The sequence below is a fragment of the Paenibacillus sp. 05T425 genome, assembly GCF_056396205.1.
The window spans coordinates 23,558-48,458 of record NZ_JBFTLA010000019.1 but is presented as its reverse complement, the minus strand read 5'-3'; the positions used below and the strand labels follow the sequence as shown (position 1 = coordinate 48,458).

Sequence of the window (24,901 nt, the reverse complement as noted above, 5' to 3'; positions counted from 1 at the left end):
ATTTCGATGAAAGTATAAAGCCCCGACAGGCTGCGATTAAGCAGCTTGCCGGGGCTTCGTATTTATTTGGCGGCTGGAATGACTTGCTGATTAGTTGGATCGGCGACGGTATGCGAGATCGATACTTCGACCCGTCTATTCTTCGCTTTGCCCTCAGTCGTCTTATTGTCGGCAATCGGCTGATACTCGCCATAGCCGACGGCTCTGAATTGTTGAGGCTTAAGCTTTTTGTTCTCCAGCAAAATATCCATGAACCGAATTGCCCGCATCGAGCTTAAATCCCAATTGGACTTGAAGAAGACGGTCGAAATGGGAGTCGTATCGGTATGGCCGGATATGATGACTTCGTAATCGGGATATCCTTGCAGCATCTTGCCGATGGCTATGGCAAGCTCTCTCGATTCCGGCTTGACGGTCGCCTGTGCAGGAGCGAATAGCGCATTGTCGCTGATCGTAATCATGAGCTGGGACATATTGAGCTTTGTCTCCAGATCGGTTGTCAGGCCGTTTTTATCAATATATTCGTCAAGCTGCTTCTTCAGCTTCTCGAGATCCTCTTGCTCTTGCTTCAAGGCAGCCTCGCGAAGCTTCTGAGCATCTTGTTCTTTCTGATCCTTCGGATTATCGTCTTTTTTGATTTGATCTTCCTTCGGCTTATCAGGAGAATCGCCTTCCGGCGTGATTGCCGGACTATCGAGTATGCCGCTGCCGCTATTAAGCGCGATGCTGAACGCCTTGGACATTTCCTCGAACTTCTTCACATCAACGGAGTTCATGGAGTACAGAACGATGAAAAGTGCAAGCAGCAGGGTCAGCAAGTCGGCATAAGGGATGAGCCAAGATTCGTCTACATGCTCTTCGTGATCGTCATGCTTATGCTTTCTGCTCAACGGCGCCTTCCTCCTTCTCCCTCAGTTTTCTTCTTTCTGTTGGAGTGAGGAATACGGACAACTTCTGGTTAATCGCAATCGTCGATACGCCGGATTGAATGGACAGCAGACCTTCAACCATCATTAGGCGGATTTGAATCTCGCTCTTCGACAAACGCTTTAATTTGTTGGCAATCGGATGCCATAAAACATAACCTGTGAATATACCAAGCAAAGTTGCGATGAAAGCGCCGGCGATCGCATGAGCCAGCTTCTCCATGTCGCTCATGTCGGCAAGTGCCGCGACGAGACCGACAACGGCGCCGAGTACCCCGAGCGTAGGCGCATATGTGCCCGCTTGCGTGAAGATGAGCGCGCCAGCTTTGTGGCGATCTTCGGTAGCGGCAATGTCTTCAAGCAAGACGTCGCGAACGAAGTCTTGGTCGTTGCCGTCGATAATCATACGCATGCCGTTCCGGAGAAACGGATCTTCGATATCGTCGACCTTCGCTTCAAGCGCAAGCAAGCCCTCGCGGCGCGTGATCGATGCCCATTCCATAAAGTTAGCGATCAACTGATCGCGTTGCATAAGCTTTTGTTCGGAGAAAACCATTTTGAACAGTTTGCCGATTTTTCCGAGCTCAGACATTGGGAAGGCAACCATGACCGCTGCAATTGTACCTAATATGATAATCATGAATGCGGCCGGATTGGCTAGAGACGATAAATGAGCGCCTTTAAACACCATACCTCCCAGAACAGCGACAAGACCTAGTACAATACCTATAATTGTTGAATTTTTCATCATACACCCCGTCCAGTACGTATTCGAATTAAATATTCTAGCGTTTACGCTTGTCTACTTTCTATTATTATCGACAAATAGGGTGGCTGAGATTAGAGTAAACGAAACGATTTGGGGCGGAAGACGTTTAATATTGTCGAAATGATGTAAAATAAGAGTATAAGGCCATATGCATTCGGGATTGAAAGCCCATCGAAGACATGCGGAGCAAAACGACACTAATAATAGAAGGCAGGTTATGAATATGGGAGTAAGACATGCAAGAGAATATGCGGATATATTGAAAGAGTTGACGGAGGCTGTAGCAGAGATTGAGAATAGCTACACGTTTTTTGAGATGGAAACCGAGGAATGGGAAGCGCTGCATGAGGATGACCGTCATGAGGTAATGGAAGCGCTGGCTGACGATGTGTTTTTCGGACTGGGCGAAAATCCGGAAATTAAGGTCGGCGAAGGCGTCATTACTTACAACAGCAAGCATCATATTATAGAAGTATCTCAGAGCAATCAGGTTACACGCATAGTTAGACTGATCTAAGTCAGCTTTTCTCCGGTTGTTGTTAGATTGCTACTATATTATAGATGTATCATTCGACAAAATAGTCGGGATGGCAGTTAATATGTCGCTTCTTTACATTTTATGTCGATTCATTTACAATGGTACTCATTAATATGGTAGATAATATAACATGCGAGTAACACAAAGGAGAGCGCTATGAGTGATGGTCACACTACAATAGCACTACCAAAAGCGCTAGGTCTACAAGACGAAAAGCTAGCAGCCTACTATCAGCCGATCATAGCGATGGATACTCGGCGAATTATGGGCTATGAGGTGCTGGCTAGAGCGGTAAAGGGAGATTCTGTTCGCAGCTTGGGGCCTTTCTTTAGTGATGAAACGGTGCCCGATGAGGAGCATATTCTCGTGGATCGGCTGTTGCGCGAGCAGGCTTTTGCCAAGCTGGGTCAGATGGATGAACCTCCTATGCTGTTTATTAATCTAAAGCCTTCTTGGATTTATCGTTATGAGCAATCCGGAGAGCTGTTCACGTTGTCTCTGCTTAAGAAATACGGTATTGACCCAAGGAAAGTCGTTATTGAGATTACGGAGCAGAGCTTCCAAGGCTCAATGGAGGTGCTTCGCACCGTTGTAGACCTCTATCGGGAGCAAGGTTGTCAGATTGCAATTGATGATGTAGGCAGCGGTTTCAGCAGTTTCGACCGTATTGCTCAGATTCAGCCTAACTTGCTGAAGATCGATATACATATGATTAAGAGGAGCGCAACGCATGACGGCTACTTCGGCGTGCTTCGCTCCTTCTCAGATATGGCGGAGCTGATCGGCGCCTCCTTGCTCGTGGAAGGCGTCGAGACGAGAGAGGATCTTGCAAGGGCGATTCGAGCAGGCGCGCGTTATGTGCAAGGGTTCATGTTCGCGAGGGCTGAGGCGGACTTCCGCGATCCCGATTGCTTCGCTCCAATTATTGTAGAGGAGCTGGAGCGGCATCTGCTGCATCACGTCATCTCGGAGCGCGATTGGCAAGTCAAGGCTGAGCAGCTTGCGAAGCAGCTCGCGCATATCGTGGATACCTCCGATGGCATTACGGAAAATAATGACGATTGGGCTCTGCGGCTTCTGCCGGAGCTGGACACGAGCTATATTCGCGTGTACTTGTGCAATCAGGACGGCATTCAGCTATCGGCGAACTATTTCCGCGAGTCTGACGGCTCATGGCGGAGCGAGGACCAATTTCGAGGCGCGAACTGGTGCTGGCGGCCGTACTTCGTTCCGAACATCGTACAGATGAACGAGGATCGAAGATCGATTGTATCGAGAGCTTATACGGATCTCGATACACATGCATGGATTCGGACGATATCGGTGCTTGTTGGACCTGGACTTATTTTATTCGCGGATGTAATCGATATAGAGCACGGCACGCAAGCGATATAATAGCATTCAGAGCTGTTAGCTCTGGATGGGCTCGAACACCATGCAGTGGCATTCGGCGTAACCGTTCTGAGAAGGACGGGCATACGTATCGGTAATGCGGAAGCCCGCCTGTTCATAGGCGCGTACGGCTCGCGTATTCCAAGCGAGTACCTCTAAGTCGATCTCATGCTGAGGCATTCTTCTTCGCGCTTCAAGCGCAATTAGCTTAGCGAAGGAAGGACCTAAACCCCGGCTGCACAGATCAGGGTGAAGGCCGAGTCCGAGCCTGGTTACGCCGGTCATGGGGAACAACTGGGCGAAGCCGATCAGTCTCGAGCTATCGTCAACGATTGCTATATATTGCTGCGCACGCAGGACGGGATCGCCGAATTCGATTTCGTCCTTTTGCATTTGCTCCCAAGTTGGCCAGTGGTAGACATCGTAGGGAGGCTCATAAATCCAATTACATATTTCGACAGCATGCTGTATTTCCAGCGGACATATGGTCATTTGAATCGGATAGCGTTTATAATGAGAAGAATGGTTTAAATTATTCAATATCTTATAACCTCCGGATGGAGCAAATGAGTTGGATACGTATGACTAAGTATATCAGATAGGCGCCAGAAGGCGCGCGGACATAAGGAGAACTACGGCATGAAGAAGTTAATATGGATCGGCTGTCTGTCTTACTTGGTAATCGGTATTGCGCATGTGGTAGGCGGATCGATATTGGAGCAGCTGATTGATCATTATGGGCTCACGTACAAAGACGGCGGACAATGGATTATGAATCAATTTCTCGGCTTCCTGGTCGGTGTCATACTGGCTCCCTCCATCACGGCAAGAATCGGCAAGCGAGGCGCGGTGCTTATTGCGCTTGGCGCGCTTACTTTAAGCGAGGCCGCTTACAGCCTGCTTCTTCCCTGGGGCTGGATGCTGGCCGTCGCTCCTCTCGCGGGGTTCGGCTTCGGCATGACGGAAGCGGTCGTCGGCGCGATGATCATCGACCTTGCTAAGGGCAAGGCTTCGGCAATGAGCCGGCTAGAAACGTTTTTTGGCGTCGGCGCACTTATTATACCGGTTGCAGCCGCTTATTTGATCGCTCAGAACGTATGGCAGGTATCGTTCCCGATACTGGCGGCACTGTCGGGCGTTACATTCGTATTGTGGCTCACGATGTCCTTCGGCAAGCTGGACGAGCAGATCGGATTTCAACCGCCGAAAGCAGCGGTGAGCAGCAGCATGGAGCAAGGGGCGGCAGGTGCAAGAACAGGTATATTCGGTTATCCGCGCACTGCGCTTCCGTTCTTGCTGCTGTCGGCAGCGTTCTTCATGATCTACGTAGGCATGGAGATGAGCTTCTCCAATTACTTGCCTTCCTTGCTTATTGAGCGTTCGCAGGTAAATGAGTCGAGTGCTGCGGCAGCGCTCAGCCTGTTCTGGGCAACAATGGTGTTCGGACGTATATTTGCAGGCACGTTGGCGGAGAAAATGGGGTATGCGAAGTATTTGTTTATTGCTACTGGCGGAGCAACGATCGTGTTCGCATTAATGGCGCTCATGGGTCAGCTCAGCTGGATGCTCTTCTTCGTCGCTTTAAGCGGTCTGTTCTTCTCGGGTATATTCGGTATCGCCCTTGTCTATGCGAATGCGTTAATCCCAGGCATGACTGAGCGGACGACGAGCTTGCTCGTAGCATGCGGCGGGCTTGGCGGGGCAATCTTCCCTCGCGTTACCGGCTGGTTCATGGATCGATATGACGGCGGGGTTACGCTTTGGTATGTAAGCGTACTGGTTCTGATCATGCTGCTCGTACTGGGCGCAATGCTTGTGCTAGGCAGAGGGCAGTCGCAGCGGCGCGATGCTGTGCGTAATAAATAGAAAGTAATAGCACCCCAACAGCCTGCAGGCTGTTGGGGTGGCCTATTTTGTCAGAAAAACAACAAAGCCGCAGACTGTTGTCGCGAGTGGACGAACAGACTGCGGCTTTGTTGTAAAGGGTGAAACTATTTTGCGTCGGCGTAAGTGGTAAATGCTTCCTCGCTAAGAATGCGACGTGCTGTCACATAACGAGGTTTGTAGTAAGTGGAATCGAGCTTGTCGACTACAACGCCGCGGCTAACCGAAGCGTGTACAATGTTGCCGTCCCCTATGTAGATGCCGACGTGGGAAATTGCGCCGTTGTTTCCGCCGCTTGTGTCGAAGAACACAAGATCCCCGGCAATCAGGTCATCTTTAGCGACCTTCGTGCCAACTGTTGCTTGATCGGAGGAAACGCGAGGAAGATCGATGCCCATCTTAGCGAACACATAGCTCGTGAAGCCGGAGCAATCGAAGCCTTTCGCGGTAGTTCCACCGCTTTTGTACGGAGTACCAATGACGTCATTGATAAATCCGTTCATTTTGGAGTCTGCGAAAACGCTTCCCGCTTGAACAGCGAGCAAGAGCGCAAGCCCCAAAAGCATTACGGTAACCTTTTTCAATTGTGAAACTCCTTCCGGTGCCGACGAGGTTAGCTGTGGGGTTCGGTTGAAGGTTCCCTATGATTCCTCAGGCGCTACGAACAAGTCGATGATATCCTCTTCTACAGAGGCGGTATGACTTATAGCCGTGGCGTCGGAATCAATTCACCCAGAGTGGTTCCCCCGTTTTCCGCTAGGAAATTAGGCAGTTTTGTTTTGCTCTTGACAATTATTCGATTTTTTTCATTCATCTCCTGCCTTTCTAACAAAATTCTAATAATTCTCATGTAATCTTTTGACAAACTGCTTCGTATAATCATTTTTCATGTAATAATAAAGCCTCAACTAGGACCGAGGGACTAAATAATCGATACTCGATTTCATTTATTATGTGGATATTCTGTAAAGTATGACCCCAAGGTACTAATGGTGAGAGGATTCTCATCTTTCTAGCAAAAAAGGCTGTCGCCGTCATTAGTAGGATGATAACGTAAAAACCCCCGAATTCGCCATAATAGGACAGGCGTAGATTCGGGGGTATTTGAGCTAAAGCGGGCTAAGATAATGAAGCTACTTGGATTGCAGGCATTCGTATTGAGCGGCAATGGTCCATACTCGGACGAGCGTTCGCACCAAGTTGTAGCCTTGATGAAGGATGAGTGCGAATAGTCCGGCCCATAGCAGCGATACACCGGTGATGAGAAGTCCTAATCCGGCTCCGATGGCCCACATAACCAGCGAGATGGCAGCGAAGGAGACGATATGCCTCAGCGCGCGCCCGAGCGAGTGGAGGATGCCTTCTTTTGAGGCGGCGCCAAGCTGCATGGCCAGGAAGAGCAGATGCAGCAGCACGCCCCAGAACAGCCATAGTCCAGCGCCGGGAAGGACGGATTGCAGCAGGTCGACGTTCGATCCGCCTTGCAGGTATGCGTCGAGCGCATGAGGCAGCACCCAGAATCCGGGAGCAAGTGCTAGCGCGGCCTCCGCCCAGTGGAGCAGCATGACCGGTTTCCAAGCTTTGCGAATGCCTTCTACAAATTTAGTGCCGCCGCCGGCCGCGCCTTCGCCTCGCGTACTAGAATGGTGCAGCGAATAGAACAGTCCGGCATTGAACAGGGGAGTCAGCAACATGCGGATGGCGAACAAGCCGCCTAGCATCCATACATAAGGCGTAAGGATGTCGGTCTTCAGCAGTTGGAACTGCGCCTCGGTCAGGAAGAGGTGAACGGCTGTATCAGACGGGTATGCAGCTGGAAACCGGCGCAGCAAGGGCGAGACGACCGAATCGATAAATCGATAGAGGAAGAAGCCCCATAGCAACTGATACAGAAATAACAGAATGATGAGGTGGAAGTGCTTGACCGCAAGCTGCCAACCTTGCTTCATATACATTTTCATATTCGATCGCTCCTTGCGCGCTTATACTTACCAGCTCAGCGTACCTAACAATCCCTCGATCAGCTTCGATACGCTGATGCCCCACCGGATGCGCGTCTTGTCCGGCAGATCGGCTTGCATATAGTTGTTGATGAGCTTGTTGTCGAGTACGTTCGAATGCTCGGAATCGATCATCGCCCATTGCAGAGGAGCCGTATGCACTTGCGTAATCTGGACGTGGGAGTCGTCGGCATCCCATAGCTTTGTCACCGTCGCGCCGTCCGTGAACTGCAGCGTAATCGGGATTTGACCGCTTACACCGCCGTTCCGCTTGACGAGCACGGTCGATTCATAGAGCTTCTGGCCGTCCTGCTCAGTCGGTTTCACTTGAATCGATTCGACCGAGTAGTCGGACATTTGGTTCGCGTACACGTATCCGCTGAAGTAGTCATGCCACTTCGTCTTCGTTACCTGTTCGACAACACGCTGGAAATCGGCAGTCGAAGGATGCTTGAATTTGTATTTTTGAAAATAGGTCCGCATAATCTTCGCCATTGTCTTGTCGCCAACCTGATGCTGGATGCCGACAAGGACAAGCTTCGCCCGCAGATAGACGTTCTCCGCATATTGATTATGGCTGCTATAAGCCCACGACGGCTGCTTAAGCGGCGCAGGGTCCGTCATATAGCTCGCTTCAATTCTGAGGTTCGGCTCAAGTCCGTAGGCGGACTCCATGACCATATCCTCGGCATAGGAGGTGAAGCCTTCGTCCAGCCAAGCTTCCTCGAATTCATTGGAGGCGACCATGCCGTACCAATATTGGTGGCCGATCTCATGAACGACGGTACGCTCGAGGTCGTAGCCGGGATTCGCCTTCTCGGCGGCGAACGCGGTGACGAGCGTCGGGTATTCCATGCCGCCTGCGCCATTGCCGCCCTTCGGCGGGACAACGATCGACAGCGTGCTGTAAGGATATTCGCCGTACCACTGCGCGTACTTGGAGAGCGCGGACTTGGCCGCATGCATGTAACGCTCCTGGAGGTCGGCATGCAGCGGGTCGAGGTACAGCTTAATACGAACGCCCGGCACGCCTTTATCCGAGAAAGCTTCCTCCGCGAAGACGAAGTCGGGCGATGCCGACCATGCGAAGTCGTGAACGTCTTCCGCGTAGAATTGATACGACTTTCTTCCATTGCTGCCTTCAGCCGTCTTCGTTTGGAAGCCTGTAGCTGCAACGGTATAAGACTCAGGTACGTTGATCTTCACGCTGTAAATGCCGAAGTCGCTATAGAACTCGGAATTGCCGTGGTATTGATGAACGTTCCAGCCTTCGGCGGTACGTCCTCGCGTTCCCGCCGTTTCGTAGACTGCTACCTTCGGGAACCATTGGCCCGCCATGACGAAGTTGCCGGAGTAGCCCATACGGGCGAACACTTCGGGCAGCTTCACCTCGAAGCCCATGCGCAGCGTCACGGTCTTGCCTGGCGCAACGGGCTCCAGCAGGCGGAGCTTGACCAGCGTAAGATCGTTGACGTTGCCGTCATCGGGCTGAACGTAATGGAGGCGAGGCAGCAGGTTCTCCCCCTCAAGCGTCTGAAGCGACAGCAGGTTCATGAAGCCGAGGCTGTCCGCCGTAGCCTTGTCCTCGCGCAGCTTGCCGCCTGACTCGCTCATGAACGTTGTTTTCTTGGACAGGAAAGCGTTCGGGTACAGATTGAAGTAGAGCTCGGACACCGCTTTTTTGCCGGGATTGGTCCAGGTTACGATCTGATCGCCGTCCAAATGCCGAGCGTCCTCGCGCAAGCTGACGTTAATGTGGTACTCAACTACACGCTTGCTGAGCGATTGCGGCTTAGGCGCTGCGCCCGTGTCGGGCTGCTGCTGGGCGGGCGGCTTGGCCGTTTTTTGGGCAGAAGCGGGCGGTGGCTGCTTGGCATTCGCCGCGGGAGCTAATGCATAGGTATACTGCGATTGCCAAGCATTCCCGAAGCCGTACTGCACAGACACGCCGAGCAGTACAATTCCGAGTATAACTAATAAGATTCGTTTGACGTTGCGTGGAGTCATTGAACGTTTCCCTCCCGTTGACAAGCATCTACAGCATGTATATGTTTGCTTTTAGAGGATTATTAGCTAAAATGTAATTATTGTACGGGGAAGGTGTGAATGCAGGGATGGATGATCAGAATCAGCAAGACCAGCCAGAGAAGAAAGAGAAGAAACAACTGTCGCTCAACGTTGTGAGCAACAAAAAACATAAAGGTTTCGGAGCCGGATCCATCGATCTGAGCCAAGTATCCTGCATCATTATCGATAACGGAGAGGCCTATATCGATGTAGGCGCGATGCATGCGAAGAGCAAGATCGAGCGCGGCATTAAGTTTACGCCGAACCGGGAAGATACGCCGAACGGCCGCCAATGCTGGATCGTATGGGTAGCGGTGGATCGCAATGAAGAGGGCGCTTATTATGCAGGCGCTACGGCTTGCGAGATGTGGATCGATACGGAAGCGCGCCGCGGGTGGAAGATTCTCGCCGATCACGTCAACAAGCTGGATTATTCATTGAAGCGCCGTATCGTTCTTGGCGAGCTTGGCGATGTGGAGAAAGCCGCGTTGCGCAAGCTGCTCGTGGAGCACAACGCCGAGTGGTGGAATCGTTCGACGGATGAGCTCAAGCAAGCGCTCGAGGCATAAGGGATAGCGTAAGAGGGCGATAGCCCATTGAAGGGGAGAACCTCACCGTTCGCAGCGATTATAATCCTGCGAATGGTGAGGTTTTCCGCGTTGAGGGTCAACCTTACAGCATGAGGTTGGGAGTGCGACTATGTCCGTAAGTGCATATATGCTCTTACAGGGCGAATATACGGCGAGAGGTTATCTTCGCTTAGGCGCGAAAAAACTTTTTTTAAAAAAAGTGCAGGGTACAAGGCAGTCTCTGTCGTCTATTGTATGGGGAAGGAGGAGAGCGACATTCAGGATACGGATTGGATCAAGGCGGTACAGAGCGGCGGGCCCGAGCATTATCGACCGTTCGTACAAGCTTATGGTCCGTATATATACAAAACCGTCTATGCCGTGCTGCATTCGCCGCATGATGCGGAGGATGTGACACAGGAAGTGCTCCTTCAAATCTATCGCTCCCTCCCGGAATGCCGATTAGACGGATTGAAGACATGGATTACACGAATAGCAGTTAATCGTGCGATTGATTACAAGCGCAGCCGAGCAAGGAAACCCGAGGAGCTGTTCGAGAGCGAGGCGAACCTGCGGACCGAGGAGCAGCTGCATGATGACAGCAATGTTCCCGCCGCGGAATCGATCGCGCTGGAACAAGAACATTTACGGCATATTCGTGAGCGGGTGGACGAGCTGCCGGGAAATTATCGCGAGGTTGTCACCGCTTATTATATGGAAGACAAATCGTATGAACAGATTGCGGTCGAAACCGGATTGGAGCGCAAGAGCGTCGAATCCAGGCTGTACCGAGCGCGAAGCTGGATGAAGAAGCATTGGCGAAGGGAGGATTTTGAATGAACAAGCATATAGCAAGCAGAGAAGGTGCAGATGGGACGGACGATCATGTAGCCGAACCTACGATGAGAAGTTATGTGGAGCATCGTCTATCGGAGCAGGAACGCGAGCTCGTTGATGGGCATTTGGCTGAGTGCGAACATTGCTTGCAGCGCTTTATGGATGCGGCCCAGGCCACGCATGCAGAGAGTGAGCTGTTGCTGCCGGATATGGACATATTGGAGCAGCGGGTCATTGCACAGCTCCATGCAGAGAGTGAAGCTGCAGCTGCTGTCAAGGCTGTTCAGTCATCACCCCGCCATGCTCGCCGCCGTTCTTGGCTGCAGCATCCGGTCGCTCAATATACGATAGCAGCATCCATTACACTGCTGCTTCTAGGTACAGGCACATTTGCCGGGCTATCCGACAAGCTGTCCAGGCTTGATCAGGAGGCCGTAATTCAACCTCCTCAGGCGACAGAGCACTTGCCGTCGCTTCCTTCCGAATCATGGTCGGATCGTATGGTTGATCGAACTGGCTCTTGGTTGGATGGCATTCGAGAGAGCAGGTACAGGTAAGCAAGAGCGTATGTACGGTTTCGCTCGATGAAGATAGATGCACGGGAGTACGATGAACAGAGAGGTAGGAATTTAGAATGAATAAAAGCCCGTTAGCTGCTTTTTTACTATCATTTTTACCAGGAGTAGGTCATGGTTACTTAGGCCGTCCCGTCCGGTTCGTATTATATGGAGGATCGTTTTTCGGAACTATGTTCTTCATGTTCCTTTTTGGCATATCGAACAATTTGGATGAGGGCTTCGCTTTCTTTGGATTCTTTGTTATGGCGGTCAGCTGGTCTATCAATATGCTCGATATGCTTATAACGCTGTTCTCAGGCCGAGTGAATGCCGGATCGCCGGCGGTGCCTCCGATGCTTGGCTCGTACCCGAGTCAAGCAGGGGCGGAATCAAGCTTCAATCCGTATGATCAGGCTCAGGCATATCATATGCAGCATCAGCAGCAGCAAKAGAAGACGAGGACGATTCTGCTTTCCTTCCTGCCTGGTCTTGGTCATATGAGTCTCGGTCTGATGCAGCGCGGCATTACGTTTCTCATATCGTTTATCGGGTTGTTCGTTATTATCGTGTTTCTGAGTGTAGTGACCAGTAAGGCAGCGCTACTTATTTTCCTGCTGGGCCTTCCGATTATTTGGATTTATAGCTTATTCGATGCGATTCAGCAAATGCATGCGAAACAGCGCGGAGAGCGTATGGAGGATCGCGCGGTGTTCGAGGAGCTTGAGGCGCATATCGCCTCGGGACGCAAAAGCAAGGTGCTGGCGATTGCGCTATCGATTTTCCCTGGTGCAGGCCATCTGTATCTGGGTCTTCAAAAGCGCGGCCTGCAATTGATGGGGGGCTTCCTGCTCACCGTCTACATTATGGACAATCTCAGATTGTCATTGTTCTTCTTCTTATTGCCATTGTTCTGGTGCTTCGCATTCTTCGATGCGCTGCAGCAGACGTCACGCTACGAGCGTCAGACGCTTAGCGACGAGCCTGTATTGACGCAGCTTGTACCGTACCAACGCTGGTTCGGTTTCGCATTGCTTGGTTTTGGCGCGTATTACTTGCTCGACCGTGTAGCTGCGGAAGTGGCATCGAGATATTCCAACGAAATTTACACCCAATACTTGCAACTGAAATATATGATTCCGACGGCGGTCGTCGCTTTCGTTATGATTATCGTCGGCATGCGGCTTGTGTTTGGCGGTAAAACCTATTCCGAGGGGCGGCATGATACGATGGCACCGCCACCGCCGCCGCCGACTTTATCCAAGCAAGAGGAGGATATGCAATGAATGCGTTAGATACGTTGAACCGTCCCCTTCCCGATGGAGGGATTCGCACTTGGCGAGTAGGCTCCCTATCGATGGGTGTTACGCTAATGCTGATTGGTGCGGCGCTTGCCGCATCGCTTTGGCAGAACATTCAAGCCTATGAAATGCTGTTATGGGTTGCGCCGATCGTGTTCATCTTGCTTGGCTTGGAGCTGCTATTATATTTGAAGTTCTCCGGAAGCGACCTTGCCATCGTCAGATATGATTGGGTTAGCGTGTTCTTTGTAGGCCTTATTGGCACCGCAAGCCTCGGGCTTGCGCTGCTGATGTCTACCGGCCTATTCGATGAGCTGCAACGCGGCCTGCAAACGACGCAGCGATCGGTCTTCGTGGAGCCGCATTCGCTGCAAGTGCCGGATAACGTGAGTAAAGTCATCGTGCAATCGATTGGCGGGGTTGTGCTTGGAGAGTCGGATACGCGCGAGGCAAAGCTATTCGGACAGATTCGCTATTGGTCGGCTGAACCGATTAGCGAACCGGACAAAGAGCTGATGCAGACGACGGTTGTCGGCAATACGCTCTATATTATGGTCGGCACGCTTGATCGCAGAGACGGCGGTCTCGTTACCGATACATACGACTCGCAGCTCACGCTCGTCTTGCCGAAGGGACTAGAGGTTGAGCATCGGGGTTACTAGTTGGTAGAGAGGCTTGGTTCATAGCCGCATTCGATTTAAACCATTTATTCCCTTTCGGACGGCATGCAGCGCCGCTACAATGGAGGCAAGGGAAGCGTGCCGAACAGCATTCCGGGCTGTCCCGGCAAGGCTCCGCATCTGTCTGCAAAGGGGTAATAGGCAATGGCCAAAACAAAAAGAGGCAAGGCGCTCTGGAATGATCCTACGCGTGGACGCGGTACATGTCCGGCATGCAGCAGCACGAGAATCAAGCTGCTTTATTCGAGAACGACATCCGGCAATAAAGCGGTTAAAGTGTGCAAGAAATGCGCGAATGCACCGCAAGTGAAGATCGATGCCATTACGGTATAGCTTCGAATGAACTCGCATTCTCCCCAAGGAGTGCGAGTATTTTTTTTCCGAAGGTACGAAATATGGAATATTTACGATTCTTTTATCCTAAACTCATAATAGATTCATAGTGAAGCGTTATCATTTAGACATTGAGCTGATGGAGGGATGGATATGAATGCTTCTTACGTCAACGAATGGCTGGACGAATACAACGATTATATGCGTCTTTATGGAATGTTCGGCGACCAAGCGTATAGGGATAGAGCCAAAGCGGCGCTTGATCATCTCCAAATGAGAGTGAATCGGGAAAAGCAGCTTCAACGCTTCATGTATAAAATGATGAACAGCAAGACGCTCGCCAATTGATTGTGCTGAATGGAAAATAAGGGCTGCCGTGCACATAGGCAGCCCTTATTCGATTGTTCGTTAGGCCATATGAAAGAGATGCTTTTTGACCTTCTCCGCTTCTTCCGGCGTGCGATGGATATGGACAACCTCGTTGACATCGAATTTGTTGCCGTCCGGATCGTAGAACACGAAGTTAATGCCGCAGCTGCCCCGATCCTCTAGCTCCTCCGTACGTACGCCGTTTTTCTGCAGACGGTCGTACAGCTGCTCGATTTGTCTGACCTCGAACGTAAGTCTGAACATTTCATAACCTTTCTTATTAGGGAATTGGTTATCAATGACTCCATCGGTTTCCACCAAGTGAAGCCACTGCCCATCGGAAAGCTTAAGAATGACTTGGAATTCGGCCGGATTGTAAGGCACGGCATACGCCAGGCCGAAATTTCGTTGCCACCATTCGGCGGAGCGCAACGGGTCCTTGACCGGTACATAATTCGAGCATACACATTTTAATACATTAAGAGGTTGCTGATTCGACGCTTCAGACATCTCGATCATCCCTTCTATGGTCACTGTCTTGTCATTTAATAAACGAAACCTGGAATGAAATCCAAACAGCAGTTGTAAAAAAAGAGAAGAGGCTGCACATAAGTTCGCTTATGTGCAGCCTCTTTAATTGTGTCTATGCGCTGCTCTTAATGAGCAACCGTATTGTAAGTCATAATCCAGATCGAACCTGCGACGATCGTAAGCAGGATGACTAGGCCGAAGATGAGCGCCATCAGATTGAAGCGCGGCTTCTCTTCATCGCGGATATGCATGAAGAAGAAGAGCTGAACGGCGAATTGGAGCACCGCCATGATAAGGATAAGCAACGTTGTACCGGACTTGCTCAGCAAGTCGTTCATGACGACGACAAGCGGGATGATCGTAAGCACGATCGAGAGCAAGAAGCCGATGACGTAGGACTTCATCGTGCCGCCATGCTCATGCGAGCCGTGCTCGCCGTTGCCATGCTGCACATCGTGCGCGTTATGATTCGCCATCCTACATCACCCCCATCAAGTAAACGATTGTGAATACGAAGATCCATACGACGTCAAGGAAATGCCAGTACAAGCTGATAATGCCGACCTTGCGCTTCGTAACCGGCGTAATGCCGCGGCGTGACAGCTGCAGCATGAGCGCAACCATCCAGACGAGACCGACAGAAACGTGGAGTCCGTGCGTGCCGACAAGCGTGAAGAATGCCGACCAGTATGCGCTAGTTCCGATATTCGCTCCCTCATGAACGAGGTGAATGAACTCGGTAACCTCCAAGGCGATGAACGATGCGCCTAGAAGCGCTGTTATAGCGAGCCATAGAATAAGCCCGCGCTTGTTGCCCCGGTTCATCTCCAGCACGGCGATACCGCTCGTGAAGCTGCTCGTAAGCAGGATGAACGTCGAGATAATGATGCCGTTCAGCTCGATCAGCTCGCCCGGCGTAGGTCCTGCTGCCGTGTTGAAGCGCAGCACGACGAACGTCGCGAACAGAGTGCCGAACAAGATAACGTCTGTAATAAGAAACAGCCAGAAGCCGAACATTTTCATCGATTCTTGATCGTGATGGTCATGGCCGTGGTGCTCGTCATGGTGACCGCCGCCGCCATGGGCTCCCGCTGTTTTTGAAATCGCGTGTGCCATTATTTTGCCCCCCTTAGAGCAGCTTCCGTGCGCTCGATTTCATCGACAGGAATGTAATAGTCGGTGTCGTAGGTGAACGAACGGGCCAGCAAGCAGGCTACGATGCCGATGAAGCCCGGTATCGCCATCCAGAGCCAATCCCAGACAAGGCCGAAGCCCAATACGAACCAGCAGACGGACATAATGAACGGAATGCCCGAGTTTTTCGGCATATGAATCGGTTCAAGCGGTGCTAGCGCCGGTTCAGGCTCGCCAGCAGCGCGGCGCTGCTTCGTTTCCCACCAGTCATCCTGGCTTTGTACTTGCGGTATTCTTGCAAAGTTATAGAGCGGCGCAGGCGATGGAATCGACCATTCGAGCGTTCTGCCGTCCCAGTTGTCGCCATTGTCGACTTTCTTAAAGAATTTAATGCTGTGCGCGATTTGCCATACTTGGAACAGGAACGCGATACCCATTAAGAAACCGCCGACAGTAGAGATGACGTTAAGCGGCTGCCAGCCCATGTCGAAGTCGTACGTGTTGACGCGGCGCGTCATGCCCATGAGGCCAAGCGCGTATTGCGGCATGAAGCAGACATAGAAGCCGATGTTCCAGAACCAGAATGCCCATTTGCCGAGTCCCTCGTGAAGCTTGAACCCGAACATTTTCGGCCACCAATAGTATAGCCCCGCGAAGTAACCGAATACGACGCCGCCGATTAATACTTGGTGGAAGTGGGCGATCAGGAAGTAACTGTTGTGGAACTGGAAATCCGCTGGTGCTACGGACAGCAGAACCCCGGTCATGCCCCCGATAACGAAGCACGGAATGAATGCGACCGACCACATCATCGGCGTCGGGAAACTTAGCTTGCCTCGGTACATCGTGAACAGCCAGTTGAACACTTTGACCCCTGTCGGGATCGCGATCAGCATCGTCGTAACGGCGAAGAACGCATTGACGTTCGCGCCGGAGCCCATCGTGAAGAAGTGATGCGCCCATGTGAAGAACGAGAAGAAGCTGATCGACATAAGAGCGAATACCATCGACTTGTAGCCGAATAGCTTTTTCTTCGAGAACGCCGATACAACCTCGGAGAAAATACCGAATGCCGGCAAAATAACGATATATACTTCGGGATGTCCCCACATCCAGATGAGGTTGATGTACATCATCGGGTTGCCGCCGCCGTCGAGCGTGAAGAAATGCGCGCCGAGGTAACGGTCAATGAAGAGCAGGAACAGCGTAACGGTCAGAATCGGGAAAGCGAAAATAATCGTAATACACGAAGACAGGACGGACCAGACGAACATTGGCATTTTCATCAATGTCATGCCAGGCGCGCGCATCTTCAGAATCGTAACGATAAAGTTAATGCCTGTTGCCAGCGAGCCGATACCGGAGATTTGAATACCCCAGATATAGAAGTCTTGGCCGAGGCCGGGACTGCCTGACAGCTCGGATAGCGGCGGATAAGCGAGCCAGCCCGCATCCGGCGAACCGCCGATGATGAATGATACGTTGAATAGCATCGCCCCGAAGAAGAACATCCAGAAGCTTAGGGAGTTCAGGAACGGGAATGCGACGTCGCGCGCGCCGATCAAGAGCGGAACGACGATATTGAATAAGCCGAACATAAGCGGCATGGCCATGAACAAGATCATAATTACGCCATGCGTCGTGAAAATTTGGTTATAGTGCTCGGCCTCTAGAAATTCGAGCTGCGGCGCAGCGAGCTGAAGCCGCATGAGCAGCGCATCGACGCCGCCGCGGAACAGCATAAGGATGGAGGCAATGATATACATGATGCCGATTTTCTTATGATCGACGCTCGTTAGCCATTCGGTCCAGAGCCAGCGCCATTTTTTGAAAAAGGTGAGTACAAATACGATCGCCACGACCGACAGTCCTATCGATACTTGCGCCCCTAGAATAAGCGGGTCGCCCGTAACGAAAAACTCGGATGCGAACTCTTTTATTTTGTCCAACATGAGGGGACCTCCTACATTAATGTAATTGTGCTTAGGGGTTAATGCCCCTCATGGTTCATATGTTCATGATCCATATTTGTGCTGTCAGCTTCATCGTTCGCATCTTTTGCATCTTTTGCATCTTTTGCAGATGCGGTATCCGTCTCGCTGTCTTGTGCAGCAGCACCGTGATGATGACCGCCCGCGCTGCCTTCCTCTACGTACTGCGTAACAATCTTGTCGAACAAGCCTTCAGGGAAGCTGGAAAACAGCTGTGTCTCGGACGTGCTCGGCTCGGTCAGCTTCTCGAAGCCTTCCATTGTAAGCGCCGGAGCAGTGTTCTTCACTTCTTGCACCCAAGCGTTGTAATCCTCTTCGGTCGTCGCATCGACTTGGAAAGTCATTTGCGCAAAGTCTTTACCCGTAAAGTTGGCGCCGGTGCCGAAGTAGCTGCCTTGCTCGTCAGCTTGCAGGAACAAAGTCATTGCCATGCCTGACATGGAGTAGATTTGTCCGCCTAGCTGCGGAACCCAGAATGAGTTCATCGCCGTATCGGATGTAAGCTGGAAGCGTACCGGTACATCCTCAGGGATTTTCACGTAATTAATCGTTGCAATGTTCTCGTCCGGATATTTGAATAACCATTTCCAGTCGAGCGAAGTTACTTGAATCGTAATCGCTTCTTTCTCGGAAGCGATCGGCTTGGAAGGCTCCAGATCATGCGTATATTTCACGGTTACAGCGGCTAGCGCAATAATAATGACGATCGGAATGCTCCACCAGATGACCTCGAGCTTCGTGCTGTGCTCCCAATTCGGTCTATATTTAGCGGTACTGCCTTTCTTATCGCGATATCGCCATACAATAATCGCCGTTAAGATCAGCACGGGTACGATAATGACCGCACATAGTATGGTGGATAAATAGATGAGATCCTTCTGGGATTCCCCAATCGGTCCCTTCGGATCGAGTACAATGAACTGCTCGCCGCAGCCGGAGAGCGTGACGGCCATCAGCAACAAGAGTACAGGTGTCAGCATGCGAATAAACGGTCTCATAACGGTTCAACTCCTCAAAATGACTGCTTACGCTTAAGATAGCAGATATGAAGAACAAATACTCCATGGTTAACAATTACGTCAACAATTCGTCTTTTTTCCGTAATAGAAAGTTCACCTGTTAGACACCAGTTACTTTTAACCAGTATATTTGCGCTTTCAATTGGTTTTATAACGCAAAAGAGCCACTTCTTCGCAAGGAAGAAAGTGGCTCTCTGGCAAGCTCAACATAGGAAAGGGAGTTTCTCGCTCCGGTATTCTGGTTGTTAAGCTTCTAATTGTCGTTACTTATGGAGCTCAAACCTGAGGATCATGATGATCCTTCGTCGTCTGATCTTGATTGAGACGCGCATGAACGAGTCCGATTGCCGTACCGATGACATAAATATGAACGCTGCCGATTAGAAATCCGATGCCGACCATAAGTCCGACATTTTGATCGCTGAAGTGGCTAAGATTAACGAGGCAGAGCAGAAAGCCGATACCGAGAATACCCCAGGCAATGGCAGTCATTGCTTTGACAAGACGTTTGACATCTGATTTAGTCGGCTGCGCGTGGCTGATTGATGCAGTTTTCGTCGTCATATTCAACACTCCCGAGTCATTGTAAGTGCTTACTTGCTTTTACTATACCACAATATGTCTGCGTTGTTCAAAGAAATTTCACTTTTTCATCATATTTCCGTCAAAAATAAACGAAGATCAGGGGTTAGCGGACTTGTAATCGTCAAAATGAACATCTGCGCCTATCGAATAAACGCAAAATATGGCGGTTTTATGACTTTGCCGTCTATATGTTGTAGGAGCGGGAGTATCCTAATTAGTTTATGCCGATAGCGCATCGCGTATGCCGACCCTGCATGAAAAAACCCCTGATCGTATTTCGATCAGGGGTTGGGCTAACTGTACTGCCCGCTGCAAGCTTGTTTAGCTTAATCTGTCCACCAACGTTTAAGGTCTTGCCACCACGAGTGGCGTTTCGCCGCTCCAGCGCCGTCGTCCTTGCCTGTGCCGCCTTCTTGTCCAGCGGATGCAGGAGCTCCGCACACTTCCGTCGGCTCCGTGCCGCTAATGAACGTCTCCAGTCTGCGTGTTGGACAAGTGTCGAGCGCCAGCTTGCCGCTCTCCGGTTCGATATAGACGTTCACGACGCCCGCCGGGATCGGGAAGATCTTCGGCGGTACAGTTGCTAGCGACTGCTCCGTGAACCGGGCGAAGATCGGCGCGGCTAGATGCGCCTCGGCTACCGACAAGGTGCGATCCTTGTCATAGCCGACCCATACCGCGGTTGCAAGCTCCGGCGTGTAGCCGACCAACCATGCGTCGGCAGCCGTTGTTCCCGTCTTCCCGGCGACGGGACGCTTTATTATAGAAGAAACGCGGTAGCCGGTGCCGCCTTCGTCGAAAACACTCTCCATGAGGCTGGTCATTACGTATGCCTCGGCAGGCGATATGGCTTGCTGGCTCTGCTGCTTCGCTTCATATATAAGGTTGCCCTTGCGATCTTCAATTTTGATGATCGCGACCGGCTCGGTATGGACGCCCGCATTCGCGAACGTACCGTAAGCGGAAGCCATCTCGAACGGACTGACGGGGAACGTTCCGAGCGCAAGGGAAGGCACGGGCTGCATGTTGCTCTTAATGCCAAGCTTCCTTACCGTATCGATAACCTTGTCGGCTCCGACGGTCATGATGGTGTTAACAGCGTAGATATTATCTGATCCTGCGAGTGCCCGCCGCATGTCGATGAACTCGTTCGCGTATTTGTCGTTATAGTTATGCGGCTCATACGTTTTGCGCCCTTCATCGAATGTGAAGATGGTCGGTTCGCTTTTGAAACGGGTCACCGGCGTCATATAACCGCTTTGCAACGCGGTCAAGTACAGGAACGGCTTGAACGATGAGCCGGGCTGACGGGTCTGCGCGAATACACGGTTGAACTGGTTCGTCTTATAATCACGTCCTCCGACCATCGCCTTAATATAGCCGTTGCGCGGATCGATAGCGATGAGCGCCGCTTGCTGCTCCGACTTGCTTGGCATCGTCTTCTTGATTGCATCTTCGGCTGCTGCTTGCGCTTCTGGATCGAGCGTCGTATAAATCGTAATGCCGCCTTCGTTCAGCAGATGCTCGTCGATGCCAAGCTTATCGACCGCGACCGAACGGATATAGTCGCGGAAGTACGGGGCGAAACCTTCGCTCTGCCCGGCTTCAAGCGACTGGAAGTTCAATACTTCTGCATAGGCGCTGTCGGCCTGCTCCTTCGTAATCGCTCCGCCCTCCATCATCGCATGGAGTATGGCGTGCTGCCGATCCTTCGCGTTCTTCATATCGAGAAAAGGCGAATAGTATTTAGGTCCCTTCGGAATGCCGGCGAGCATGGCGCTTTCAGCTAGCGACAGCTCCGACGCATGCTTATCGAAATACATTTTAGAAGCTGCCTCAATGCCGTAGGAGCCGTGTCCGTAATAAATTTGGTTCAAGTACATGCCAAGAATCTCGTCCTTGGAATAGTTCATTTCGAGCTGCACCGTATACATGGCTTCCTTCATCTTGCGCTGCCACGTACGCTCATGCGTCAGATACAAGTTGCGCGCGAGCTGCTGCGTTAGCGTGCTGGCGCCTTGTCGTGCGGACATGCTTTGCACGTTGACCATGACGGCTCGCGCCATACCCTTCACGTCAAAGCCGCTATGGTCATAGAAACGCCGGTCCTCAATGGCGAGCGTTGCTTCGATTACGTAATGCGAAATATCCTCGAGCTTAACGGAGCGTCGATTCTCTCCCGCGTGGAACGTATCGATCACGTTGCCGTTCAGATCGAGCATCTGCGACGTCTGACTGATGCTCGCAGCTGGCAGCGACTGCGTTCGCAAGAATATAAGAAGTCCGCCGGCGAGCGCGGCAAAGATGGCGAACAGGACGGCGGAACGCTTCAGCCATTTTTTCATATGGAGTATTTGAGGGAGAAATCTCTCGGCCAGTATCGGCATGGATGGCAAGCGGCGCGGCTTGACCGGTCGTTTGGAAGTCTTAGTCACGTAAGCGTACTCCCTTCAGCGAAAAGCTTCACTTTTCCTTAGTATGGAAAAACGAAGAGGTCGCTATTCATTAGGGGAACGTGGAAGGGGAATTAATTTGCGTGCATTATGGCAACGATAAGAAAAACTTCTATCGAAGTCACTCGAAGGTACGGGGATTTCGCGAAATGTTAAGCTGGCCGCATCACCCATAGAAATACTTGTAGCAAAGGGCAGTTTTTACTATAATACAGTGTGAACTATTGAAGGAAAGAAGGGATTCATCACGATGGAGTTGTGGTATACGGAAAAACAAACCGAAAGCTTCGGCATTACTGCTAAGATTACAAAAACGTACGTAACCGAACAAACGGACTTTCAACAGCTTGATATGATCGAAACCGAAGAGTTCGGCACGATGCTCGTACTTGACGGCATGGTCATGACGACGGTGAAGGACGAGTTCGTATATCACGAAATGGTMGCCCATCCTATCCTCTACACGCATCCGAATCCGGAGTATGTTCTTGTAGTTGGCGGCGGTGACGGCGGCGTTATCCGTGAGGTGATGAAGCACCCGCAAGTGAAAAAGGCCGTTCTCGTTGACATTGACGGCAAAGTTATCGAATACTCCAAAAAGTATTTGCCGACGATCGCAGGCGAGCTCGACAACCCGCGTGTCGAAGTGCTTGTGAACGACGGCTTCATGCATATTCACGATCACAAAAACACGTACGACGTTATTATGGTCGATTCCACTGAGCCTGTCGGCCCTGCTGCGAACTTGTTCACCCGCGGTTTCTACCAAGGCATCTATGACGCGCTTAAGGAAGACGGTATCTTCGTAGCACAGACAGACAATCCTTGGTTCAAGGCTGACCTGATTCAAAGCGTGAACAAGGACGTGAAGGAAGTATTCCCGATCGTGCGCGTATACGGGGCTAACATTCCGACTTACCCGAGCGGTCTGTGGACCTTCACGATGGGCAGCAAGAAATATGATCCGCTTCAAGTGGATGAGGCATCGATACCAGAGATCGATACGAAATATTACACACCGCGCTTGCACAAAGCGGCATTCGTATTGCCGAAGTTTGTGGAAGACCTTATTAAGTAAGCGAACGGCTGTACGACTGCAGCTTAGAAAGGATTACACTCATGAAATTGGATCAAAAATATTCCGGCAACGTATTCATCTTGAGCTCGGAGGACTATGAGGCCTCCAAGGCGGTCATCTACGGCATGCCGATGGACTTCACGGTCAGCTTCCGTCCTGGCTCGCGCTTCGGCCCTCCGCGCATCCGCGAGGTGTCGATCGGCCTTGAGGAATACAGCCCGTATCTTGACCGCAGCTTGGAAGACATTACGTATTTCGACGCAGGCGACTTGCTCCTGCCATTCGGCAACGCGGCGCGCAGCCTTGAAGTGATCGGGGAATTCGTAAGCGGCGTGCTGGCTGACGATAAAATGCCGGTAGGACTTGGCGGCGAGCATCTTGTATCGTGGCCGATATTCCAAGAGGTATACAAGAAATATCCGGATCTGGCGATCATCCACTTCGATGCGCACGCCGATCTTCGCGAGTCGTACGAAGGCGAGCCTTTGTCCCACTCGACGCCGCTTCGCAAAGCGGCAACGCTTATGGGCGGCAATAACATTTATCAATTCGGTATCCGTTCCGGTTCCCGTGAAGAGTGGCAGTATGCTCGCGAGAACATCAACTTCCACCCGTTCGAGGTGCTTGAGCCGCTGAAGAAGGTGCTTCCTGAGCTGGCTGGCCGTCCGGTATACCTGACGATCGATATCGACGTGCTTGATCCATCTGCTGCTCCTGGTACAGGTACGGCGGAAGCGGGCGGCATTACGTCGAAGGAATTGATCGAGGCGGTTCATGCAATCGCTCGTTCCGGCGTGAACGTCGTTGGTTGTGACCTTGTCGAGGTGGCACCCGCTTACGACCCTACGGAACAGACGCAGATCGTTGCGGCGAAAGTGATTCGCGAAATGCTGCTTGGCTTCATTAAATAACGAATGAATCATATATTATTAAGAAGCTGCCATGGATTCTCGTATCCGTGAGCAGCTTCTTCTCGTTATTTCTCTTCTTTTGCCAACAGGAGAAGGACCGGTACGCTTCGAATAACGAGGCATGCCGGTCCTTTTTTATTGATCATTTTATTAGAATTGGCCTCGATCGAACATGCGGCTGCGCGCGTATATGAAAGCGCCCTTTGCCAGCTTGCGGGCTTGCTCTTCGTCGCCGGCAAGCAACGCGTCGTAAATCGACTTGTTCAACTGATTGGCGGAATAGTGTTTAATATGCGGCGTCAGCTTAAAGTTAATGTAAGAAGCCATCGTAATTTTGTCCACGTACATATCCAGCTGCGACGTCATAGCGGTGTTGTTGATGGACGATACGAGCGTCCGCATGAACAGCATAGAGTTGTTGATATAGGTATAGTAATCACCCGCTTGCTCCGCTTCGAATTGACGGTCCAAATACTCCTTCAGCAATTCCATCGGAATATGATTTTCCCTCTCGCTTCGAACATCAATGGCATAGACGACGAGCGCCAAGATGGCCTCGTACATATCAAGCAATTCCTTGCCGCTTACTTCCTTCACCAGCACGCCTCGATTTTTAAGAGCGACGACGAACCCTTCCGATTCCAAGTGCGTTATGGCGTTGCGGACCGGTGTCCGGCTCATCTGCAACTCCTCGGCAAGCTCATTCTCTGACAACAGCGTGCCGGGCATGAGGTTGCCGCCGACGATTCTTTCTCTTAATTTCGTATAGGCCGTATTCACAAGCGATTGCGATGCCATGGCGCATATTCCTCTCGAATTCATAGTTCTCTAGAACGGATTAACATCATCTTAACAGTCCATCTTTCGTCTTCGCAACACGATTTCGAAATTAACAAAATCTCAAAATAGCGCAAACATTCCATTGACACTTTTCGAACATTGCATTGACATTCAACTTGTATCCTAGTTGTGTACCACAG

At 51.2% G+C, this 24,901-nt stretch carries 26 protein-coding genes and 1 riboswitch; of the genes, 12 read left to right on the top strand and 14 right to left on the bottom strand.

Annotation, left to right across the window (positions count from 1 at the left end):
• Positions 1–62: 62 nt before the first annotated feature.
• Together AC1DF0_RS29030 and motA are read right to left on the bottom strand one after the other, a co-directional pair.
• Positions 63–890, bottom strand: coding sequence for a flagellar motor protein MotB (locus AC1DF0_RS29030; RefSeq protein WP_442050139.1), 828 nt, complete (start codon positions 888–890; stop codon positions 63–65).
• A complete protein-coding gene (gene motA / locus AC1DF0_RS29025; protein ID WP_442050138.1) occupies positions 874–1,674 on the bottom strand; it encodes a flagellar motor stator protein MotA in 801 nt (266 codons plus the stop codon). The genes AC1DF0_RS29030 and motA overlap by 17 nt, the downstream gene beginning before the upstream one ends.
• Positions 1,675–1,918: 244 nt before the next feature.
• Between motA and AC1DF0_RS29020 the strand changes: the two genes are divergently transcribed.
• Together AC1DF0_RS29020 and AC1DF0_RS29015 are read left to right on the top strand one after the other, a co-directional pair.
• Positions 1,919–2,212 carry a hypothetical protein gene (locus AC1DF0_RS29020; protein WP_442050137.1) on the top strand — a complete coding sequence of 98 codons (294 nt, stop codon included), beginning with the start codon at positions 1,919–1,921 and terminating at the stop codon, positions 2,210–2,212.
• Positions 2,213–2,389: 177 nt separating this feature from the next.
• Positions 2,390–3,628 (top strand): EAL domain-containing protein, encoded by a 1,239-nt coding sequence (locus tag AC1DF0_RS29015; RefSeq protein WP_442050136.1) that lies wholly within the window; start codon positions 2,390–2,392, stop codon positions 3,626–3,628.
• Between the two features lie 15 nt (positions 3,629–3,643).
• On the opposite strand, the gene AC1DF0_RS29010 is transcribed toward AC1DF0_RS29015, so the two are convergent.
• Positions 3,644–4,117 carry a GNAT family N-acetyltransferase gene (locus AC1DF0_RS29010; RefSeq protein ID WP_477576893.1) on the bottom strand — a complete coding sequence of 158 codons (474 nt, stop codon included), beginning with the start codon at positions 4,115–4,117 and terminating at the stop codon, positions 3,644–3,646.
• Positions 4,118–4,264: 147 nt separating this feature from the next.
• Between AC1DF0_RS29010 and AC1DF0_RS29005 the strand changes: the two genes are divergently transcribed.
• The gene (locus tag AC1DF0_RS29005; RefSeq protein ID WP_477576854.1) at positions 4,265–5,491 is read left to right on the top strand and encodes an MFS transporter; all 1,227 of its coding nucleotides are present in this window, start codon (positions 4,265–4,267) and stop codon (positions 5,489–5,491) included.
• Positions 5,492–5,616: 125 nt separating this feature from the next.
• On the opposite strand, the gene AC1DF0_RS29000 is transcribed toward AC1DF0_RS29005, so the two are convergent.
• The 3 genes from AC1DF0_RS29000 to AC1DF0_RS28990 all read right to left on the bottom strand — a co-directional run bounded on the left by AC1DF0_RS29000 (position 5,617) and on the right by AC1DF0_RS28990 (position 9,516).
• Positions 5,617–6,093, bottom strand: a complete 477-nt coding sequence (locus tag AC1DF0_RS29000; RefSeq protein ID WP_477576852.1) for a C40 family peptidase — start codon at positions 6,091–6,093, stop codon at positions 5,617–5,619.
• A 3-nt stretch (positions 6,094–6,096) separates the two neighbouring features.
• Positions 6,097–6,290: riboswitch (cyclic di-AMP (ydaO/yuaA leader) on the bottom strand.
• Between the two features lie 352 nt (positions 6,291–6,642).
• Positions 6,643–7,470, bottom strand: a complete 828-nt coding sequence (locus AC1DF0_RS28995) for a hypothetical protein (protein ID WP_442051997.1) — start codon at positions 7,468–7,470, stop codon at positions 6,643–6,645.
• A gap of 27 nt (positions 7,471–7,497) precedes the next feature.
• On the bottom strand, positions 7,498–9,516 hold the full coding sequence (locus AC1DF0_RS28990) for a M1 family metallopeptidase (RefSeq protein WP_477576851.1): 2,019 nt from the start codon (positions 9,514–9,516) through the stop codon (positions 7,498–7,500).
• A gap of 107 nt (positions 9,517–9,623) precedes the next feature.
• Between AC1DF0_RS28990 and AC1DF0_RS28985 the strand changes: the two genes are divergently transcribed.
• The 7 genes from AC1DF0_RS28985 (at position 9,624) to AC1DF0_RS28955 (ending at position 14,198) form a co-directional block, all read left to right on the top strand.
• Entirely contained in the window at positions 9,624–10,145 is a 522-nt protein-coding gene (locus AC1DF0_RS28985) for a YwhD family protein (RefSeq protein ID WP_442051999.1), read from the top strand.
• 255 nt (positions 10,146–10,400) lie between these two features.
• Complete coding sequence (locus AC1DF0_RS28980) at positions 10,401–10,985, top strand: RNA polymerase sigma factor (RefSeq protein ID WP_442052000.1); 585 nt, start codon at positions 10,401–10,403, stop codon at positions 10,983–10,985.
• Entirely contained in the window at positions 10,982–11,539 is a 558-nt protein-coding gene (locus tag AC1DF0_RS28975; RefSeq protein WP_477576848.1) for a zf-HC2 domain-containing protein, read from the top strand. Before AC1DF0_RS28980 ends, AC1DF0_RS28975 begins: the two co-directional genes overlap by 4 nt.
• Before the next feature lie 263 nt (positions 11,540–11,802).
• Positions 11,803–12,822: a hypothetical protein gene (locus AC1DF0_RS28970; RefSeq protein ID WP_477576846.1), complete on the top strand. Its 1,020-nt coding sequence runs from the start codon at positions 11,803–11,805 to the stop codon at positions 12,820–12,822.
• On the top strand, positions 12,819–13,499 hold the full coding sequence (locus tag AC1DF0_RS28965; RefSeq protein WP_477576845.1) for a hypothetical protein: 681 nt from the start codon (positions 12,819–12,821) through the stop codon (positions 13,497–13,499). Before AC1DF0_RS28970 ends, AC1DF0_RS28965 begins: the two co-directional genes overlap by 4 nt.
• 162 nt (positions 13,500–13,661) lie before the next feature.
• Positions 13,662–13,850 carry a hypothetical protein gene (locus AC1DF0_RS28960; RefSeq protein WP_337102274.1) on the top strand — a complete coding sequence of 63 codons (189 nt, stop codon included), beginning with the start codon at positions 13,662–13,664 and terminating at the stop codon, positions 13,848–13,850.
• Positions 13,851–14,003: 153 nt separating this feature from the next.
• A complete protein-coding gene (locus AC1DF0_RS28955; protein WP_442052004.1) occupies positions 14,004–14,198 on the top strand; it encodes a hypothetical protein in 195 nt (64 codons plus the stop codon).
• 60 nt (positions 14,199–14,258) lie between these two features.
• Here the strand turns inward: AC1DF0_RS28955 and AC1DF0_RS28950 are convergent, their stop codons facing one another.
• The 7 genes from AC1DF0_RS28950 to AC1DF0_RS28920 all read right to left on the bottom strand — a co-directional run bounded on the left by AC1DF0_RS28950 (position 14,259) and on the right by AC1DF0_RS28920 (position 21,824).
• The gene (locus AC1DF0_RS28950; RefSeq protein WP_477576843.1) at positions 14,259–14,729 is read right to left on the bottom strand and encodes a VOC family protein; all 471 of its coding nucleotides are present in this window, start codon (positions 14,727–14,729) and stop codon (positions 14,259–14,261) included.
• Positions 14,730–14,875: 146 nt separating this feature from the next.
• Complete coding sequence (gene cyoD / locus AC1DF0_RS28945; RefSeq protein WP_442052006.1) at positions 14,876–15,226, bottom strand: cytochrome o ubiquinol oxidase subunit IV; 351 nt, start codon at positions 15,224–15,226, stop codon at positions 14,876–14,878.
• 1 nt (position 15,227) lies between these two features.
• On the bottom strand, positions 15,228–15,866 hold the full coding sequence (gene cyoC / locus AC1DF0_RS28940; protein ID WP_442052007.1) for a cytochrome o ubiquinol oxidase subunit III: 639 nt from the start codon (positions 15,864–15,866) through the stop codon (positions 15,228–15,230).
• Positions 15,866–17,836, bottom strand: coding sequence for a cbb3-type cytochrome c oxidase subunit I (locus tag AC1DF0_RS28935; protein ID WP_477576840.1), 1,971 nt, complete (start codon positions 17,834–17,836; stop codon positions 15,866–15,868). The genes cyoC and AC1DF0_RS28935 overlap by 1 nt, the downstream gene beginning before the upstream one ends.
• Before the next feature lie 38 nt (positions 17,837–17,874).
• Positions 17,875–18,873 carry a ubiquinol oxidase subunit II gene (gene cyoA, locus AC1DF0_RS28930; protein ID WP_442052009.1) on the bottom strand — a complete coding sequence of 333 codons (999 nt, stop codon included), beginning with the start codon at positions 18,871–18,873 and terminating at the stop codon, positions 17,875–17,877.
• A gap of 297 nt (positions 18,874–19,170) precedes the next feature.
• Positions 19,171–19,458, bottom strand: a complete 288-nt coding sequence (locus AC1DF0_RS28925; RefSeq protein ID WP_337102267.1) for a hypothetical protein — start codon at positions 19,456–19,458, stop codon at positions 19,171–19,173.
• A 347-nt stretch (positions 19,459–19,805) separates the two neighbouring features.
• Positions 19,806–21,824: a transglycosylase domain-containing protein gene (locus AC1DF0_RS28920; RefSeq protein WP_477576891.1), complete on the bottom strand. Its 2,019-nt coding sequence runs from the start codon at positions 21,822–21,824 to the stop codon at positions 19,806–19,808.
• Between the two features lie 358 nt (positions 21,825–22,182).
• On the opposite strand from AC1DF0_RS28920, the gene speE reads away from it, so the two are divergent.
• Positions 22,183–23,010 carry a polyamine aminopropyltransferase gene (gene speE, locus AC1DF0_RS28915; protein ID WP_337102260.1) on the top strand — a complete coding sequence of 276 codons (828 nt, stop codon included), beginning with the start codon at positions 22,183–22,185 and terminating at the stop codon, positions 23,008–23,010.
• Positions 23,011–23,051: 41 nt separating this feature from the next.
• Positions 23,052–23,921, top strand: a complete 870-nt coding sequence (speB, locus tag AC1DF0_RS28910; RefSeq protein ID WP_442052010.1) for an agmatinase — start codon at positions 23,052–23,054, stop codon at positions 23,919–23,921.
• A 150-nt stretch (positions 23,922–24,071) separates the two neighbouring features.
• Here the strand turns inward: speB and AC1DF0_RS28905 are convergent, their stop codons facing one another.
• Positions 24,072–24,719 carry a GntR family transcriptional regulator gene (locus AC1DF0_RS28905; protein ID WP_475824597.1) on the bottom strand — a complete coding sequence of 216 codons (648 nt, stop codon included), beginning with the start codon at positions 24,717–24,719 and terminating at the stop codon, positions 24,072–24,074.
• Positions 24,720–24,901 lie beyond the last annotated feature (182 nt).

Coding starts and splice junctions, on each gene's coding strand:
- AC1DF0_RS28920 (WP_477576891.1), bottom strand. CDS start 21,824: ATGAAAAAATGGCTGAAGCGTTCCGCCGTCCTGTTCGCCATCTTTGCC.
- cyoA (WP_442052009.1), bottom strand. CDS start 18,873: ATGAGACCGTTTATTCGCATGCTGACACCTGTACTCTTGTTGCTGATG.
- AC1DF0_RS28925 (WP_337102267.1), bottom strand. CDS start 19,458: ATGACGACGAAAACTGCATCAATCAGCCACGCGCAGCCGACTAAATCA.
- AC1DF0_RS28950 (WP_477576843.1), bottom strand. CDS start 14,729: ATGTCTGAAGCGTCGAATCAGCAACCTCTTAATGTATTAAAATGTGTA.
- AC1DF0_RS29005 (WP_477576854.1), top strand. CDS start 4,265: ATGAAGAAGTTAATATGGATCGGCTGTCTGTCTTACTTGGTAATCGGT.
- AC1DF0_RS28955 (WP_442052004.1), top strand. CDS start 14,004: ATGAATGCTTCTTACGTCAACGAATGGCTGGACGAATACAACGATTAT.
- motA (WP_442050138.1), bottom strand. CDS start 1,674: ATGAAAAATTCAACAATTATAGGTATTGTACTAGGTCTTGTCGCTGTT.
- AC1DF0_RS29010 (WP_477576893.1), bottom strand. CDS start 4,117: ATGACCATATGTCCGCTGGAAATACAGCATGCTGTCGAAATATGTAAT.
- AC1DF0_RS29015 (WP_442050136.1), top strand. CDS start 2,390: ATGAGTGATGGTCACACTACAATAGCACTACCAAAAGCGCTAGGTCTA.
- AC1DF0_RS28990 (WP_477576851.1), bottom strand. CDS start 9,516: ATGACTCCACGCAACGTCAAACGAATCTTATTAGTTATACTCGGAATT.
- AC1DF0_RS28905 (WP_475824597.1), bottom strand. CDS start 24,719: ATGGCATCGCAATCGCTTGTGAATACGGCCTATACGAAATTAAGAGAA.
- AC1DF0_RS28975 (WP_477576848.1), top strand. CDS start 10,982: ATGAACAAGCATATAGCAAGCAGAGAAGGTGCAGATGGGACGGACGAT.
- AC1DF0_RS29020 (WP_442050137.1), top strand. CDS start 1,919: ATGGGAGTAAGACATGCAAGAGAATATGCGGATATATTGAAAGAGTTG.
- AC1DF0_RS28935 (WP_477576840.1), bottom strand. CDS start 17,836: ATGTTGGACAAAATAAAAGAGTTCGCATCCGAGTTTTTCGTTACGGGC.
- cyoD (WP_442052006.1), bottom strand. CDS start 15,226: ATGGCGAATCATAACGCGCACGATGTGCAGCATGGCAACGGCGAGCAC.
- AC1DF0_RS28960 (WP_337102274.1), top strand. CDS start 13,662: ATGGCCAAAACAAAAAGAGGCAAGGCGCTCTGGAATGATCCTACGCGT.
- AC1DF0_RS28980 (WP_442052000.1), top strand. CDS start 10,401: ATGGGGAAGGAGGAGAGCGACATTCAGGATACGGATTGGATCAAGGCG.
- cyoC (WP_442052007.1), bottom strand. CDS start 15,866: ATGGCACACGCGATTTCAAAAACAGCGGGAGCCCATGGCGGCGGCGGT.
- speB (WP_442052010.1), top strand. CDS start 23,052: ATGAAATTGGATCAAAAATATTCCGGCAACGTATTCATCTTGAGCTCG.
- AC1DF0_RS28985 (WP_442051999.1), top strand. CDS start 9,624: ATGGATGATCAGAATCAGCAAGACCAGCCAGAGAAGAAAGAGAAGAAA.
- AC1DF0_RS28995 (WP_442051997.1), bottom strand. CDS start 7,470: ATGAAAATGTATATGAAGCAAGGTTGGCAGCTTGCGGTCAAGCACTTC.
- AC1DF0_RS28965 (WP_477576845.1), top strand. CDS start 12,819: ATGAATGCGTTAGATACGTTGAACCGTCCCCTTCCCGATGGAGGGATT.